Below are 14,335 nucleotides of genomic sequence, written 5' to 3' on the forward strand. Positions count from 1 at the left end.
GAATAGTTGTATTGGTTTGGATGTCCTGATTTTCAACATGTTTTCCTAGAGAAAGCATATGAATAAAACAGCATCAATGATTGGTGCGTGTATTTTAGCTATTTTTGGTGGGACTGCTGGTTTGGGGATTTATCTATATAACTCTCAAACCACTAATGTTCAACGTAATGTACTAACACAGAGTAATAATGAAGGTTCTAACCTAAATCACTCTTCTGTCCAAAATGTTACATATAACATCCACCACAATCACTATTACACCACTGAACAAAAAGCTAAATAGAAAAATCAAAGGAACCCACCATGCTCCATATGACCCATAACTACCTGTTAGGACTTATTGCCTTGGTGGTTTCCTTTTGTTTTACCTTTTACGTGCCGATTGGTTATTTCTGGTTTAAAGCACGTCAACAGCGTAATCAAAATAAGTAGTGAGGATATTTGCTCTTCCGTACAAAACAAGAGCACTCATCGACAAAACTTAATTTTGCTTACACAGAATAAGCGTATAGTAGACATCTTCGTTTGTGAGATGTCAGATAACAGATATAAGCATCGAAGAGAGAATTGATATGTCTATCCTAAGTTGGGACGATTTCGAAGATGATTCGCAAAAACCGGCTGCACCTGAACACAAGTCTGCGCCCGTCGAACCGCAAAAAGCGGCTCATACACAAGTGGTATCTGATGCACGCAACGAACCGACGCGTGTGGCAGCTGCACAACCCCTTAGAGCCACTCAAAACCGAGGATCAGATCCAACCGATTCATTGGCAAGAGCATCTGCTTCCCTAGACAACCTTGACGTTGCTCCGGGTCTGGAAGAGCTTGAAATGGGCGCTCAGCGCGTACAGGTTGACGATAAAGCCATGATCAACTGTCGTGCCGACCTGAACCAGCTGGTTCCATTCAAATACGAATGGGCTTGGCAAAAATATCTGGATGGTTGTGCCAACCACTGGATGCCACAAGAAGTCAACATGAACCATGACATCGCACTTTGGAAATCTGAAAATGGCCTGACTGAAGATGAGCGTACCATCGTGATGCGTTCGCTCGGTTTCTTCTCGACTGCAGACTCACTGGTGGCAAACAATCTGGTCCTGGCGATTTACCGTCACATTACCAACCCGGAATGCCGTCAGTACATCTTGCGTCAAGCCTTTGAAGAAGCGATTCACACTCATGCTTACCAGTACTGTATCGAGTCGCTAGGTATGGATGAAGGCGAAGTCTTCAACATGTACCGCGAAGTACCGTCAGTGGCACGTAAAGCGGCTTGGGGTCTGAAATATACCCAGTCTTTAAGTGACCCTACGTTCAAAACCGGTACACCTGAAAATGACCAGATCTTGCTCCGCAACCTGATCGCGTTCTACTGTGTACTTGAAGGCATTTTCTTCTACTGTGGTTTTAGCCAGATTCTGTCTATGGGCCGTCGTAACAAGATGAACGGTGTTGCCGAGCAATTCCAGTACATTTTACGTGACGAGTCGATGCACCTGAACTTCGGTATCGACATGATCAACCAGATCAAGATCGAAAACCCAGGTTTATGGACGACCGAGTTCCAGGAAGAAATCATCCAGATGATTCTTGAAGGCACCATGCTTGAAATCGAATACGCACGTGACACCATGCCTCGCGGTGTTCTTGGCATGAACGCGGCGATGATGGAAGAATACCTGAAGTTCATCTGTAACCGTCGTTTAGCTCAATTGGGCTTACCGGAACAGTTTGCTGGTGTGAATAACCCATTCCAGTGGATGTCGGAGATGATGGACTTGCGTAAAGAGAAGAATTTCTTTGAAACGCGTGTGACGGATTATCAGACGGGCGGTGCGTTAAGCTGGTAATTGAAAGATTCTAGAAATCCCGCTTCAATAGCGGGATTTTTACTCAAAACAGAAAAATCTTAATAAAATATTTTATTAATACAGTAACTTAAAAAAACACCAAGTTTAACTTTTAAGCATTTCTGCTAGGATGATATGCAATAATCAGGCTAAATTTATAACATATACTATAAAAATAGAGGCTAATAATGAAAGGAACAATTCTGGATTATTCAATCCAAACCAATACAGGCATTATCAGTGGCGACGACCAAAACCGCTACAACTTTACTGGTGCAGAATGGCGCGGTCAGCGTCCGCCTAATCGTGGTGAACATGTCGATTTTGCTGTCGACAATGCCGGCAATGCCACTCAAATCTATATTGCCCTCAACCGCAACAGCACCATGCAAACCCTGTCCGAACAACTCGATAAAATTTCCAACCAGAATCAATCTGAAGAACAGTTCAATATGATGGACTGGTTTGTAAAATGCCTAAAAAAATATGTGGTCTTTGAAGGGCGTGCACGACGTAAGGAATTCTGGTTCTTTATGCTGGTTTCTTTCATTTTGGGCATCATCGTTCAAATCATTGATGCAATACTCGGTACAGACAAAATGTTGAATGGATTATTAAATTTGGCATTATTCCTGCCAAGCCTAGCCGTAGGTGCCCGTCGTCTACATGACACAAACCGGTCTGGATGGTGGCAGCTTCTTGCACTAACTGTTATTGGCATCATTCCTCTCATTATCTGGTGGGCTTCGGACACCAAACAGGAAAACAATCAGTGGGGACAACCTGCTAAATAAAGCAGATAAAAGGGCAATCATGCCCTTTTTCAATAAAATTAGCCGTATTTTCGAGCAAAATCTTCATCTGAAGTACATAAGTAAATGATGAACTCAATGAAAGCGACAAGTGCAGGAATAAAGGTCCAGCAGAAAATCAGGTAAACAATGCCCCAACCAATTTGCCCCAAATAAAATTTATGAATACCAAAGCCGCCGAGGAAAAAGGCTAAAATTGCAGCTATAATCCTGTTTTTCTCACCCACTTGAGTGACAAATGCTGGAGCTGAACTCAGCACATAAATTTCATTGGCCTGACCTGTTCCATCCACAGTAAAATCAACTTTCTGACCTCGGGCAGGTGGCACTTGTCCACGCCAGCTTGCCCCAGTAAAGTTATAGCGGTTCTGGTCATCGCCACTAATTACACCTGTATTACTTTGAATAGAAAAATCCAATATCTGACCTTTCATACATACCCTTATTTTTCTTTATATTCGCTTTTAAAGCATACGTTTAATTAGCCACATTTAAAACATGTTTTAATCAAATTTTCCCTAGCCTGTTAGCTTCGTTTTTTCTTTTGGGTAATTTTTTAACAGATAAAAAGCTCTCTAACCATTTGATATCTTAAAGTGTAAAAATTTGAATTTAAAAAATGCCTAACAAGATTTACGTTCCTATTCAAATCTATAACAAAATTAGATAAACCCGAGTAAACTCAAAAACTTAAAATAGATAAATACAAAAAATGACCATATGAAAATAATCTGTTAAAACAAGCATTAAAAATTTAATGGCAACTTAATTGGAGGAAAATTTAACGCCTGTTTCCGAAAGCAACAATCATTGTGAAAGAAATAGCAATCATGCCCTCTTTATATTTTTCTTGAAAGGTGATGATGAATGGACATACCTACTGAATATCCTCTATTTCAATGTCGTTATCTTCCCCCCTATTTCATCGGGCTGATCTTTATTCCTGCCATATTTATTGTCTTAGCTCAGCACTCACTCAGCAGCTACACCAGGGTTCACGATTTCAGCAGCCTGATTCAGTATTTATTGCATCAATCCATGCCGGGTTGGCTTGTTCTGACACTGGTCATCATGCTGGCATTGATTGCAATAAATATAAAACTGGTCGTCACCAACCAAAGCATATCCATACAAAGTTTTGGAATAAAGCTCAATGACATGGTACAGCGCAACAGGCTCTTAAAGACCCAGCTTTACTCCTCTTATATCTCAAGGTATCGTGCACATAAGCCACTTACAGCAAAGGCATTCAGCCAAGAGCAACTGTGGAAAGTGAGTCGTCTCGGCTTTATTCTAAAACCCGAGTTTCGCAAGCAATATAAAATGGCACATATAGATCTGAATATGTTCAATAAAGACAACCGAAAAAAACTGATTCAGATTTTGGCAAAGCATTATGATTTAGACCCTAAATTTTTTTTAGGTAGAGCACAACTTGCCAGACAGAAATTACAGCACAAGCTTCGATAAAAAAGCGCTCTCGGCGCTTTTCTATTGAGTTCTATTTAAGCAGGAATACGCAGTACCTGCCCGGGAAAAATGTCATCCGCATCTTTTAACAAGGGACGGTTAGCCTCGAAGATTTTGTTGTATTGATTGACATCCCCATAATATTCTTTTGCAATTCTGGACAAGGTATCGCCCGATTTAACCGTATAGAATTTACTTTCCGGAGCAGGCGTAACCACTGTCATTTGGTCATCGACTTTAGCCACATGATCGATATTCCCTACAGCCAGGACAATTTTTTCGCGGTCGGCCTGGCTTTGTACTTGCCCCTTAATGGTCGCCAAATCGCTGCTGCCATTATAAGTCACCGATAAACCGGTCACCGGCAAGCCTAAAGCTTTAATATGTCCTAGAAGCTTGTTTGCGATTTCTTGTGCAGAAGGTTCTGCTGGAGTAGTTGATGCGGCCGGAGCTGGCTGCGGTTCTGCTGATGCCGTATTTTTTTTACCAATACCTTTTACAAAATCGAAAAGACCCATTGTATTTCTCCATCATTATTATTCATGCGATTTGAAATAGCGCCCTTTTTTTATACCTAAAATTTATTCGCTGAAAGGTTGTCTTTGGTCAGGCAACAGTAAAGATATGTAATTATCATTTTGATCATGAATAAAAATAAAAAAGCCACCAAAAGGTGGCTTCTTCATATTCAGCAGAGCTGAAACAACAATTAACCTAGTTTCTTAGAAACATAGTCAATCGCTGATTGAACAGTTGTGATTTCGTTAGAATCTTCATCAGGGATAGTGATGTCAAAATCATTTTCGAAAGACATAACAAGCTCAACTAAGTCCAAAGAGTCAGCACCTAAGTCATCCATGAAAGATGCTTCGTTTTTGATTTCTTCAGCTTTAAGACCAAGTTGTTCTGCAACCGCTTGTTTGATACGTAGTTCGATATCGCTCACAGGAATTCTCCTCATTGCTTGTGGCGTTTTTAATGCCGTTAGTTTAATTGAATATATTATTTTTGCAAAGTTTATACTTGAGCTTAGCTCATGTATAGACCACCATTTACATGTAAAACAGTACCAGTGATATAGCTTGCTTTCTCACTCGCTAAAAAACTCACGGCATTTGCGATATCTTGTGGATCACCTAAACGGTTTAAGGCCACTTGATCACTCATTTTTTTACGAATGTCTTCGCTTAATTGATCCGTCATTTCCGTTGCAATAAAACCAGGTGCCACGGCATTCACAGTAATTTGGCGGCTACCCATTTCTTTTGCAAGACTGCGACCAAACGCCTCTATGCCTGCTTTGGCAGCAGAATAGTTGGCCTGTCCCGGATTTGCAAAATGGGCTACCACAGAGCTGATGTTAATAATGCGGCCAAAACGTGCTTTGGTCATGCCTTTTAAAACACGTTTAGACAGACGGTATACGGCTTTCAAATGAATGTTGAGAATGTCATCCCAATCATCTTCAGACATACGCAGTAACAAATTATCTTTGGTAATGCCGGCATTATTGACCAATACCAGCACAGGACCGTATTTTTGTTCAATATCTGTAACTAATGCATCAATGGCTGCTGCATCACGCACATCCAGCACTGCACCAGCGCCATTTTCAGTAAAACTGGCAGATAATTTTTCTGCACCTGCTTCTGAAGTGGCGGTTCCCACTACAAAATAACCGTCTTGAATCAATTGCTGAGCGATGGCTGCGCCAATCCCTCTGCTCGCGCCTGTCACTAATGCGACTTTGCGTTGCTGTGTCATGCAATTTTCCCTTCAGCCACTAAAATGGCATTTAGCGCATCCTCCATACGACTTTTACTGTCGAGTGGGAATGCTTTATTGATATTTGGTAAACGCTTCGCAAGGTTAGCCAACACATTGCCCGGACCACACTCAACCACATACTGCACTCCCTGATCTTGAAGGAACTGCATGGTCTTGGTCCATTGCACAGATTGATACAATTGTGCAGTCAATGCCTGACGTAATCCTGCTACATCTGTCGCGATTTCCGCGTTGACATTTTGTATTACAGGAAGGCTAGGCAGCTCAATGGCAGTTTGTTCCAAAGCTTGCGCAAATTTGTCAGCAGCCGGTTTCATCAGCGAACAATGCGATGGAACAGACACAGGTAAGCTAATCGCTTTCCCTGCATTTTCTTTTGCCAATTCCATTACCGCTTCCACCAGGGTCTTGTCCCCGGCAATCACTACTTGGCCCTGGGCATTATAGTTGGCAGCTTCTACTGAACCGCGTCCCTGGATATTGACCTGTTCGCATAGTTCAAGCACTTTGGCATCTTCCAGACCCAAAATTGCCGCCATTGCACCCTGACCTTGAGGTACTGCATCTTGCATGAGTTTGCCGCGCAAATTCACCAATTTAACGGCATCACCCAGTGAAATCGCTCCGGCAGCAACCAATGCACTGTACTCACCCAGTGAGTGTCCTGCAAGATATTTTGGCGCTACCCCACCCAACTCTAGCCACACACGCCAGAGTGCAATACTGGCAGTGAGCAGTACAGGCTGGGTAAATTCAGTCTGATTTAAACCTTCGCCGCTTTGTGCGATCTGCCAGAGGTCAAAACCTACCGCTGCCGATGCTTCTGCAAAAGTTTCTGTCACGCTACTAAACTGTTCAGCCAATTCTGCAAGCATGCCGACTTTTTGTGAGCCTTGACCTGGAAATACAAATGCTGTTTTCGTTGCTTGAGCGATCTGCTCGAGTGGTTTAGCAGACATAAAAAAATCCTTTAATGAAGTGACATTGTTATTCGACGATCGGTTAAATATTCAACATACACTTATGTAAGCTTATTTACGGAACGAAATTTACCACTTAATTTTTGTTTTGGTAATTGCCAAATACAACAAAAAGACGGCATAAAAAAAGGGAGCTTAACGCTCCCATTTTTTCTACTAAGCTTGACGCTTAATACATCATCAATTATTCAGCAGATGCTTTAGCGAATAATTGGCGACCACGGTAGATACCATCTTTAGATACGTGGTGACGACGGTGAGTCTCGCCAGTAGCTTGGTCTACAGTTAATGCATTCTCGGTTAAAGCGTCATGTGAACGGCGCATGTCACGGCGAGAGCGACTTTTACGGTTTTGCTGAACGGCCATGATGGCTCCTTACAAAGATCGAAAAAATGGATCAGAACAAATTCAGTTGTCTTATACTTAACAGTATAACACAAAAATTAGTTAAGTTTACCCTTCAAACTTGCCAAAACGTCAAACGGGTTGTCCCGTTTTTCTTCGACAATGTCATCAGTGGCAGGTTGATGCTTATGCTCACAAGTGTCATGCTTAGGAGACAAAGGCAACAACAATAACAATTCATCCTCTATCAGAGAAAGTAAATCAGCCGTCGCAGGCGCATCATAGCTACCTTTTGTCGTTGCTTCACTTTCACCTAAGACGATGAAATCAGCATCCTCATCCAAGCGCTCTATCAGTGATTCATCATCCACAAGCGCTAAATGAAAGTCTGAAACGAGAGGAATTTCAACGGGATTCAGACAACGCTGACATTCCATTGGCACTTTCGTTTCAACATGACCATCTAACCATACGATACGATGATACGCATCCATTGATAGCTTACAGTCTATGTTAATCAATTGGTTATCAATTGATCCAACAGCTTCACGGGAAATTCGAACAAAGCGAGACAATGGCAGTGTACCTGACCATGTAAAGCCTTGTTCAGCCCATTTAAACGGCTCAATCTGTGCCGGAAAGGTATTTGCTGACATAATTAAGGCGGCAATTCTACAAATTCATCGGTACTCTGTCAAAGATTAAGATACAATTTTGTACTTATTTAGACAGATCAATTGGGTAATACAAGTCATGCATCAGTTGCAGCCGCAACCTGAAGTCACCACTTCATTACAGTTAACCACTTATTCAACCTCAAGTTCTGCTTTTTCTATCGACCTTGTGCAACGCTCACCCTGGGCTGATTTGCAAACAGAAGCTCAACAAGTAGATTGGCTTATACTACACTTTAATCACTGGTTTTCCCACTTAAATGTGAGTTTAGTCAAAGGCGATTTTGAACCTGAATATTTCCCGGCGACTGCAGATGCCCCTGCCCGTATCCAATTTGCCCATGGCTTCTTTAATAGTGCCTTGCATGAAATCAGCCACTGGACCATTGCCGGTGAAAAGCGTCGTTTATTGCCAGATTTAGGCTACTGGTATGCCCCAGATGGCCGAACCAAAGAACAGCAGGCTTTGTTTGAACAGGTTGAAATCAAACCGCAGGCCATTGAATGGATGTTTGCCAAAGCCTTTGGCCGCAAGTTCCGCGTGTCTTTGGATAATTTAACCGGTGAAGGTGGTGACGGCACGACATTTAAAGACAATGTTTTTGCTCAGGTGCAGCGATATTTTAATGGTGAAGCCAATCTGCCACGGGATGCTGCACATTTTATTAACTGTATCTGCGCCTGTACCCGGGGTGGCAAAACATTACAAAGTGATGAGTTTCAGCGTGACATGCTGGATTAAATTACACAAAATCATCACAGCCTGATTGCAAGACTTTGTAAACTCAACAGATAATCTCTAATAACACGTCGGGGAGAAGAAATATGCTGCATTTAAGAGTACATCCTGATAATCCTCAGCCGCGTTTGATCAGTCAGGCGGTCGAACGTATTCGTGCGGGTGATGTAGTGGTTTACCCGACCGATGCCGCTTATGCCATTGGCTGCCAGATTGGGAACAAGAGTGCCATGGAACGGATTGCACAGATTCGTGGTCTGGGCCCAAAACATCAATATGCCATTATCTGCTGCGACTTATCCGATATTGCCACTTATGCCAAAGTAGACAATGCCATGTATCGTTTGCTTAAAAATAATACGCCGGCAGTAACCACCTTTATTTTACCGGCGACCAGCGAAGTGCCGCGTCGCCTGATGCACCCGAAAAAGAAAACCATTGGCCTGCGCATTCCCAGCAACCGTGTTTGCCAGATGTTACTGAAAGAATTGGGTGAACCGCTGCTAACCAGCACCCTGATTCTTCCCGGTCAGGACGATCCTTTAGATGACCCTTATGACATCGAACAGCAGCTGGAAAAACGTATTGATGTGTTTATTGATAGCGGCTTGGGCACCTTAAGCACCACCAGTATTGTAGATTTATCCGGTGAAAATCCTGAAGTGATCCGTCGCGGTATGGGTGATGTCAGTGCGTTTGAGTAAGCACGGTTAAGTTTAGATATTAAAGGGAATGTTCAGGATCAAGGAGTAGTGCGAGAATGGATCTGTTTTATGTGCTGCTCAACTATCATGATTTTGAGACAAATAGCCGCATTTATGCGGAAATGCCCTGGACACTTGAGTCTAAAGTGAAAATTATGAAGGCAGATGCTGAGCAATCCCCTTCTGCGATGATCGACAACACCTATGCATTTTTCCTGGAAGTTGCCGTTATTCACAAATTATCCAGCCTCAATCAAACTCAAAATTTATGCATCCGAGACAGTGCGCAACGGATCATCGAATTCGCACTCAAGTTGTCGACATCTACCTCAACAGATCGTTAAACACAATTGGCAAGGCGTTGATTGGTCAAACTTACCCAACTCACAATTACATGACTGACTTCAAGCAGAGAATGAATTGATTTTTTGAAATTAAAGTTATGTTCAAGAGCAGTTCGCAATTCCGCTGCATTTTCAAAACCCGTATAAGGTCAATAAGTTCAGCAGCTGCGATCGATTTTACTATTTACACGTTGTCAAGCTTGCTTCAGCTGAACTTCGCTCATAGCTGCTGAGCTGGCCCGTTTTTTCATACGTTTTTTTCATAACAATGTAAAATCCATCCAATGGATCGGGCAAAAAAATAAAACCCTACAACAGCTATGCATTTCACATTATCAAGCCAGTTAAAAAACCTGACTGAATTTCAGGTTTTTTTGTATTTGATGACTTAACTAATTTATTTGAAGTCAAATTTCCATTACACTAGCGCTTATTAATTTACGTGCTTTTTCTTTCGATGCGAGATCGAGGCAAAAGCATCTTCCTGCATGCCTTTGAAAATTCGCGTGGCTTAAAACTGCAATGAATCAACCTGTCCATAATCCTATGGAGCCAAGCTCATCTATCCGCGTTATGGATGAGTGGCAAGATACGATTCCAGAGGATTTATATATTCCTCCTGCTGCATTTGAAATTCTGCTAGAGCATTTCGAAGGTCCACTCGACTTCCTGATTTACCTGATTCAAAAAAACGGTTTCGACTTATTACAGCTGGATATCGCTCCCATTGCTGCCCAGTATCTGTCTTATATGGATGCCATGAAGTCGCTGAATATTGAGCTGACTGCAGATTATATGGTGATGGCCGCCTTATTGGCCGACTTGAAATCACGGCTGCTGTTGCCAAAACCGAGTGCCAGCGTTGTCGTTGAAAAAGACCCCAAACAGGAACTGATTGACCGGCTGGAAACCTATTTGAGGGTGAAACAGGCGGCTGAACGCCTGGGGCAAATGCCGGTTCTGGAACGTGATACTTTTCCGAGCAATGTCAGCTTAGGTCATATTGCAGAAAATCGTGAAGGCTATGAGGCAAGCCAGTTACGTGATGCCCTGTTTTGTATCTTCAACCGCCCAGAACCAATCATCCATCAAATCCAGCAAGAACCGGTGCTGCTTGAAGAACGTATTGCCTTTATTGAAAGCCGCTTAGAGTCGGGTGAAATTCTACATTTTGAAGCCCTGCTTAAACCCAGCCAGGGGCGCATGGGCATGGTGGTTACATTTATGGCCATTTTAGAACTCACCCGGCAACAGAAAGTGACTATTATTGCCAGCGGTATTGAAGCGCCACTTGCAATTCAAGGAGTAGCTGCCTAATGGATCATCAGACCACATCTCTCTCTGTTGCCGAGAATCAACATGAAGTGCTGATGCAGCTAGAAGCCATTATTTTTGCCAGTGAAACCGCAGTTTCGCTTGCACGTTTGAAAGAAGCATTCCAAAATCAATATAATAAACAGGAATTGCGTCAGTTGTTACAACAGCTCGCCATGTTACAACATGGCAGATCGATTGAACTGGTAGAAACCGCACAAGGGTTCCGTTTCCAGGTTCGGGCAAAATATCGCAATATCATTACCCAGGTGTGGCCGGAACGACCAACTCGCTTGTCGCCCACCCTGCTCGAAACCCTTGCTGTGATTGCTTATCATCAACCAGTAACCCGAGCAGATATTGAACAGATTCGTGGAGTTTCAAACAATAGTCAGATCTTAAGATCATTGTTTGACTGGAACTGGATTAAAGAGTCCGGCTTTAGAGAGCTTCCGGGAAGACCCGCGTTGTTAGTTACAACGCCACAATTTTTAAATGCTTTTGGCCTGACCTCTTTAGGCCAATTGCCTCCCCTGCAGGATGCCAAGGAAGCTTTTATGGCGCTCGATGCTCACGCAGCGAAGTCGTAGATAGGTGAACTGTTGATGATAATTTCTAAGGTTATGCTGTCATGAGTGAAAAATTACAAAAAGTGCTTGCACGCGTAGGTTTGGGTTCTCGCCGTTATATGGAAGAAGTCATTGCCGCTGGTCGTGTAAGCATCAATGGACGCGTTGCCCAAGTGGGTGAACGCATTGAACCGGGTGATGAGCTTCGCATCGATGGTCGTAAAGTCCAATTTCAGATTGAAGATGAAATTCGTCGTCGTGTTCTGATCTATTACAAACCCGAAGGTGAAATCTGCTCACGCAATGATCCTGAACAACGTCCGACCGTATTTGAACAATTGCCTGCAATTGCCAATGATCGCTGGGTGATGGTCGGCCGTCTGGACATTAACTCAACCGGTCTTTTACTGTTCACAAATGATGGTGAATTGGCCAACCGTCTAATGCACCCATCAAATGAAATTGAACGTGAATATGCCGTTCGTGTAATGGGTGAAGTGACCCCACAAATCAAAAACAACATGCTTCAGGGCGTGGTTTTAGATGATGGCCCGGCAAAATTTGAATCTTTCGCGGAAATTGGTGGTGATGGTATCAACCGCTGGTATCAAGTGGTGGTGAAAGAAGGCCGTAACCGTGAAGTGCGCCGTATTTTTGAATCACAAGGCTTGAAAGTCAGCCGCCTGCTGCGTACCCGTTACGGTACCGTAATTTTACCGCGCGAACTTCGCACCGGTCGCTGGATGGAGCTGGATAAAGCCGACATCGACAACTTGACCAAATCTGTTGAGTTGAAACCGCGTCAAGGCACAGGCCTGTTTGGTATGGCAAAACGCCGTACTGAGCGTATGCAAGAAAAACCTATGGCTGCACGTCGTGGCGGTTATTTGCGTCAGCAACGCCGTGACAGCGAAGAAGGTGAAAATCAAAGCCCAATGGCTTATGCACAGCGCGATCGCCGTGAAAACCAGAATGGGTATGCACAACGTCGTGACAGCAATGGCAATAGTTATGGCCAACGTGAACGTCGTGACGGCAATAATGGCAACGGTTTTACCCCACGCGGTGAGCGTCGTCAAGACAGCAATTCAAACACTTATGCTCAGCGTGAATCGCGTCAAGGCAACAGCTATGCACAGCGTGAAAACCGTCCTGACAACTTTGGCAATCAGGCTACATATGGCCAACGCGAACGCCGTGATGAAAATGCACCACGTAAACCATTTGGCAACAAAAGCTTTAAGAAGTTTTAATTTTTAAAGCTTTTCCTTGCAAATAAAAAGCCACTCGATTGAGTGGCTTTTTTATACCCTTTTTTAGGGGAGAATTAGGATAAAACGGGAATATCAATCCACTGTGCATCTGGGAAATGCATCGCCAGATAGCTTTTCAGATAATTCGAAGTATCTCTGGAAATCAGCTGGTCCTGTGATTCATCATTCAGGTTATAGGCCAGTGCAAACAATTCCAGACCACGACTTTTCAAGGCTTCCAGACTGAGTAAAGTATGATTGATACTGCCCAAACGACCGGAACTGACCAGAATCACCGGAAATTTCTGTTCAGCAATATAATCAATGGTTAACAGTTCTGTGGTTAAAGGCACCATTAAACCGCCCGCACCTTCCAGCAAAACCGCATCATATTTCTCACAAAGCTGCCGGGTGGCATCGGCGATTTTCTGGAAGTCGATTTCACGCCCATCAATTTTAGTCGCCAAATGCGGGGAAGCCGGATAAGTAAAAATTTCCGGCATGGTGAGTTTGCTTTCATCTTCCGGAAACCAGCCCATCTGCATCATTTTACGGTGCTGTTCAATATCTTCAGAAATATCGGTATTGCCGGTTTGCACCAGTTTCTGGGTGATGGTTTTCTTGCCCTGTTCATTCCACAACTTCGCCAGATAACCTGTGGTATAGGTCTTGCCAATACCAGTATCAATGCCACTGATAAAATAAACGGGTGCTGTCATGGCTTGCTCCGTGCAATGCAATAAATAGGATGATAGCTCAGCTGATAATGGCGCTGACCAGATTGATCCAGCCTCGAAAATTGCTGATAGTCCTGATAAAACTGCTGTAAAGACTGTTTAGTCCAACGATGCTGTACGGCGGTTGCCGTGACCCCGGTGGCCTTTAAATGTTGCAGCACAGCTTTAGGATGGGAAAAATTCAGCGTTTCCAGGCTCTCGGAAAGATGCAGGATTTCAAAACCTTGTTTGAGCAGCTTGTTCTGAATCTCATCAAGAGTCAGATAATTCAGCCCCTGACCAGTCAGTGCCTTAATTTCCTGCAAATTCTGCTGACCGAAAGTGGAAAAACACAAATAGCCATTTTCGATAAGCGCCGCTGCACTTTTTCTAAAGATCGAATCGATATCGCTCACCCATTGCAAAGCCGAACTGGAAGCGATCAGGTCAAGGGATTGCGGAAAATCCAGCTGTTCCACATCGCCAATCAGCCATTGCAATTTTGGATCATGCTGAAAATGCTGCTGAACTTCAGGATATAGGTCATTTAAAAACAACTGCTTTATTTCAAAGTTTTGTATCAGCAAATGGCTTAAATTGCCCGAGCCACAACCGATTTCAACAACACGGTTCAGGCTGGTACTTGGCAGATAGTGCTGCATCAATTGCAGCAGCTGTTGGCAAATCTGTTTTTGTACGATGGCATGTTTGGCATAGCTTTGCCCTGCCTTGGCAAAACGCTGTGCAACTTGAGACTTATCAATATTCAC

The 14,335-nt window shown here is 43.3% G+C and carries 19 protein-coding genes and 1 pseudogene; 11 read left to right on the forward strand and 9 right to left on the reverse strand.

Features of this window, described 5'->3' with window-relative positions:
• The first annotated feature begins 58 nt into the window (after window positions 1–58).
• The 4 genes from BLP85_RS04210 to BLP85_RS04220 all read left to right on the forward strand — a co-directional run bounded on the left by BLP85_RS04210 (window position 59) and on the right by BLP85_RS04220 (window position 2,650).
• A complete protein-coding gene (locus BLP85_RS04210; protein ID WP_092818858.1) occupies window positions 59–283 on the forward strand; it encodes a hypothetical protein in 225 nt (74 codons plus the stop codon).
• Between the two features lie 20 nt (window positions 284–303).
• A complete protein-coding gene (locus tag BLP85_RS15115) occupies window positions 304–432 on the forward strand; it encodes a hypothetical protein (protein ID WP_261183114.1) in 129 nt (42 codons plus the stop codon).
• Window positions 433–572: 140 nt separating this feature from the next.
• Window positions 573–1,856, forward strand: a complete 1,284-nt coding sequence (locus BLP85_RS04215) for a ribonucleotide-diphosphate reductase subunit beta (RefSeq protein WP_092818859.1) — start codon at window positions 573–575, stop codon at window positions 1,854–1,856.
• Window positions 1,857–2,044: 188 nt separating this feature from the next.
• Window positions 2,045–2,650 (forward strand): DUF805 domain-containing protein, encoded by a 606-nt coding sequence (locus BLP85_RS04220; RefSeq protein ID WP_092818860.1) that lies wholly within the window; start codon window positions 2,045–2,047, stop codon window positions 2,648–2,650.
• A 38-nt stretch (window positions 2,651–2,688) separates the two neighbouring features.
• On the opposite strand, the gene BLP85_RS04225 is transcribed toward BLP85_RS04220, so the two are convergent.
• Entirely contained in the window at window positions 2,689–3,102 is a 414-nt protein-coding gene (locus tag BLP85_RS04225; protein ID WP_092818861.1) for a TM2 domain-containing protein, read from the reverse strand.
• A gap of 433 nt (window positions 3,103–3,535) precedes the next feature.
• Here BLP85_RS04225 and BLP85_RS04230 point away from each other — a divergent pair, with 433 nt between their 5' ends.
• Entirely contained in the window at window positions 3,536–4,138 is a 603-nt protein-coding gene (locus BLP85_RS04230) for a hypothetical protein (protein ID WP_092818862.1), read from the forward strand.
• 35 nt (window positions 4,139–4,173) lie between these two features.
• Here BLP85_RS04230 and lysM read toward each other — a convergent pair whose 3' ends face one another.
• The 6 genes from lysM to BLP85_RS04260 form a co-directional block, all read right to left on the reverse strand.
• The gene (gene lysM / locus BLP85_RS04235; RefSeq protein WP_092818863.1) at window positions 4,174–4,656 is read right to left on the reverse strand and encodes a peptidoglycan-binding protein LysM; all 483 of its coding nucleotides are present in this window, start codon (window positions 4,654–4,656) and stop codon (window positions 4,174–4,176) included.
• A 191-nt stretch (window positions 4,657–4,847) separates the two neighbouring features.
• Entirely contained in the window at window positions 4,848–5,084 is a 237-nt protein-coding gene (acpP, locus tag BLP85_RS04240) for an acyl carrier protein (protein WP_004651013.1), read from the reverse strand.
• 83 nt (window positions 5,085–5,167) lie between these two features.
• Window positions 5,168–5,902 (reverse strand): 3-oxoacyl-ACP reductase FabG, encoded by a 735-nt coding sequence (gene fabG / locus BLP85_RS04245; protein WP_092818864.1) that lies wholly within the window; start codon window positions 5,900–5,902, stop codon window positions 5,168–5,170.
• Entirely contained in the window at window positions 5,899–6,885 is a 987-nt protein-coding gene (fabD, locus tag BLP85_RS04250; protein WP_092818865.1) for an ACP S-malonyltransferase, read from the reverse strand. Before fabD ends, fabG begins: the two co-directional genes overlap by 4 nt.
• 205 nt (window positions 6,886–7,090) lie before the next feature.
• A complete protein-coding gene (gene rpmF / locus BLP85_RS04255; protein WP_004279227.1) occupies window positions 7,091–7,273 on the reverse strand; it encodes a 50S ribosomal protein L32 in 183 nt (60 codons plus the stop codon).
• 77 nt (window positions 7,274–7,350) lie between these two features.
• Complete coding sequence (locus BLP85_RS04260; RefSeq protein ID WP_092818866.1) at window positions 7,351–7,908, reverse strand: YceD family protein; 558 nt, start codon at window positions 7,906–7,908, stop codon at window positions 7,351–7,353.
• A gap of 97 nt (window positions 7,909–8,005) precedes the next feature.
• On the opposite strand from BLP85_RS04260, the gene BLP85_RS04265 reads away from it, so the two are divergent.
• The 6 genes and pseudogenes from BLP85_RS04265 to rluB all read left to right on the forward strand — a co-directional run.
• Complete coding sequence (locus BLP85_RS04265; RefSeq protein WP_092818867.1) at window positions 8,006–8,668, forward strand: elongation factor P hydroxylase; 663 nt, start codon at window positions 8,006–8,008, stop codon at window positions 8,666–8,668.
• Window positions 8,669–8,751: 83 nt separating this feature from the next.
• Complete coding sequence (locus tag BLP85_RS04270) at window positions 8,752–9,369, forward strand: L-threonylcarbamoyladenylate synthase (RefSeq protein WP_092818868.1); 618 nt, start codon at window positions 8,752–8,754, stop codon at window positions 9,367–9,369.
• A gap of 56 nt (window positions 9,370–9,425) precedes the next feature.
• Window positions 9,426–9,713 (forward strand): hypothetical protein, encoded by a 288-nt coding sequence (locus BLP85_RS04275; protein WP_092818869.1) that lies wholly within the window; start codon window positions 9,426–9,428, stop codon window positions 9,711–9,713.
• A 522-nt stretch (window positions 9,714–10,235) separates the two neighbouring features.
• Window positions 10,236–11,030, forward strand: a complete 795-nt coding sequence (locus tag BLP85_RS04280; protein WP_092818870.1) for a segregation and condensation protein A — start codon at window positions 10,236–10,238, stop codon at window positions 11,028–11,030.
• On the forward strand, window positions 11,030–11,617 hold the full coding sequence (gene scpB / locus BLP85_RS04285; protein ID WP_092818871.1) for an SMC-Scp complex subunit ScpB: 588 nt from the start codon (window positions 11,030–11,032) through the stop codon (window positions 11,615–11,617). Before BLP85_RS04280 ends, scpB begins: the two co-directional genes overlap by 1 nt.
• 41 nt (window positions 11,618–11,658) lie before the next feature.
• Window positions 11,659–12,513, forward strand: a pseudogene (gene rluB, locus BLP85_RS04290) (23S rRNA pseudouridine(2605) synthase RluB); the annotation flags it as partial.
• A 410-nt stretch (window positions 12,514–12,923) separates the two neighbouring features.
• Here the strand turns inward: rluB and bioD are convergent.
• Together bioD and bioC are read right to left on the reverse strand one after the other, a co-directional pair.
• On the reverse strand, window positions 12,924–13,568 hold the full coding sequence (gene bioD, locus BLP85_RS04295; protein WP_092818873.1) for a dethiobiotin synthase: 645 nt from the start codon (window positions 13,566–13,568) through the stop codon (window positions 12,924–12,926).
• Window positions 13,565–14,335, reverse strand: coding sequence for a malonyl-ACP O-methyltransferase BioC (gene bioC, locus BLP85_RS04300; protein ID WP_092818874.1), 771 nt, complete (start codon window positions 14,333–14,335; stop codon window positions 13,565–13,567). Before bioC ends, bioD begins: the two co-directional genes overlap by 4 nt.

Source organism: Acinetobacter kookii, assembly GCF_900096895.1.
GTDB classification, from domain to species: Bacteria; Pseudomonadota; Gammaproteobacteria; order Pseudomonadales; family Moraxellaceae; genus Acinetobacter; species Acinetobacter kookii.

Excerpts from the sequence above, each read along its gene's own strand:
- fabG (WP_092818864.1), bottom strand. The coding sequence starts at position 5,902 with ATGACACAGCAACGCAAAGTCGCATTAGTGACAGGCGCGAGCAGAGGG.
- BLP85_RS04210 (WP_092818858.1), top strand. The coding sequence starts at position 59 with ATGAATAAAACAGCATCAATGATTGGTGCGTGTATTTTAGCTATTTTT.
- BLP85_RS04215 (WP_092818859.1), top strand. The coding sequence starts at position 573 with ATGTCTATCCTAAGTTGGGACGATTTCGAAGATGATTCGCAAAAACCG.
- BLP85_RS04220 (WP_092818860.1), top strand. The coding sequence starts at position 2,045 with ATGAAAGGAACAATTCTGGATTATTCAATCCAAACCAATACAGGCATT.
- rpmF (WP_004279227.1), bottom strand. The coding sequence starts at position 7,273 with ATGGCCGTTCAGCAAAACCGTAAAAGTCGCTCTCGCCGTGACATGCGC.
- BLP85_RS04275 (WP_092818869.1), top strand. The coding sequence starts at position 9,426 with ATGGATCTGTTTTATGTGCTGCTCAACTATCATGATTTTGAGACAAAT.
- bioD (WP_092818873.1), bottom strand. The coding sequence starts at position 13,568 with ATGACAGCACCCGTTTATTTTATCAGTGGCATTGATACTGGTATTGGC.
- fabD (WP_092818865.1), bottom strand. The coding sequence starts at position 6,885 with ATGTCTGCTAAACCACTCGAGCAGATCGCTCAAGCAACGAAAACAGCA.
- scpB (WP_092818871.1), top strand. The coding sequence starts at position 11,030 with ATGGATCATCAGACCACATCTCTCTCTGTTGCCGAGAATCAACATGAA.
- BLP85_RS04280 (WP_092818870.1), top strand. The coding sequence starts at position 10,236 with ATGAATCAACCTGTCCATAATCCTATGGAGCCAAGCTCATCTATCCGC.
- BLP85_RS04270 (WP_092818868.1), top strand. The coding sequence starts at position 8,752 with ATGCTGCATTTAAGAGTACATCCTGATAATCCTCAGCCGCGTTTGATC.
- BLP85_RS04265 (WP_092818867.1), top strand. The coding sequence starts at position 8,006 with ATGCATCAGTTGCAGCCGCAACCTGAAGTCACCACTTCATTACAGTTA.
- BLP85_RS15115 (WP_261183114.1), top strand. The coding sequence starts at position 304 with ATGCTCCATATGACCCATAACTACCTGTTAGGACTTATTGCCTTGGTG.
- lysM (WP_092818863.1), bottom strand. The coding sequence starts at position 4,656 with ATGGGTCTTTTCGATTTTGTAAAAGGTATTGGTAAAAAAAATACGGCA.
- BLP85_RS04230 (WP_092818862.1), top strand. The coding sequence starts at position 3,536 with ATGGACATACCTACTGAATATCCTCTATTTCAATGTCGTTATCTTCCC.
- BLP85_RS04260 (WP_092818866.1), bottom strand. The coding sequence starts at position 7,908 with ATGTCAGCAAATACCTTTCCGGCACAGATTGAGCCGTTTAAATGGGCT.
- BLP85_RS04225 (WP_092818861.1), bottom strand. The coding sequence starts at position 3,102 with ATGAAAGGTCAGATATTGGATTTTTCTATTCAAAGTAATACAGGTGTA.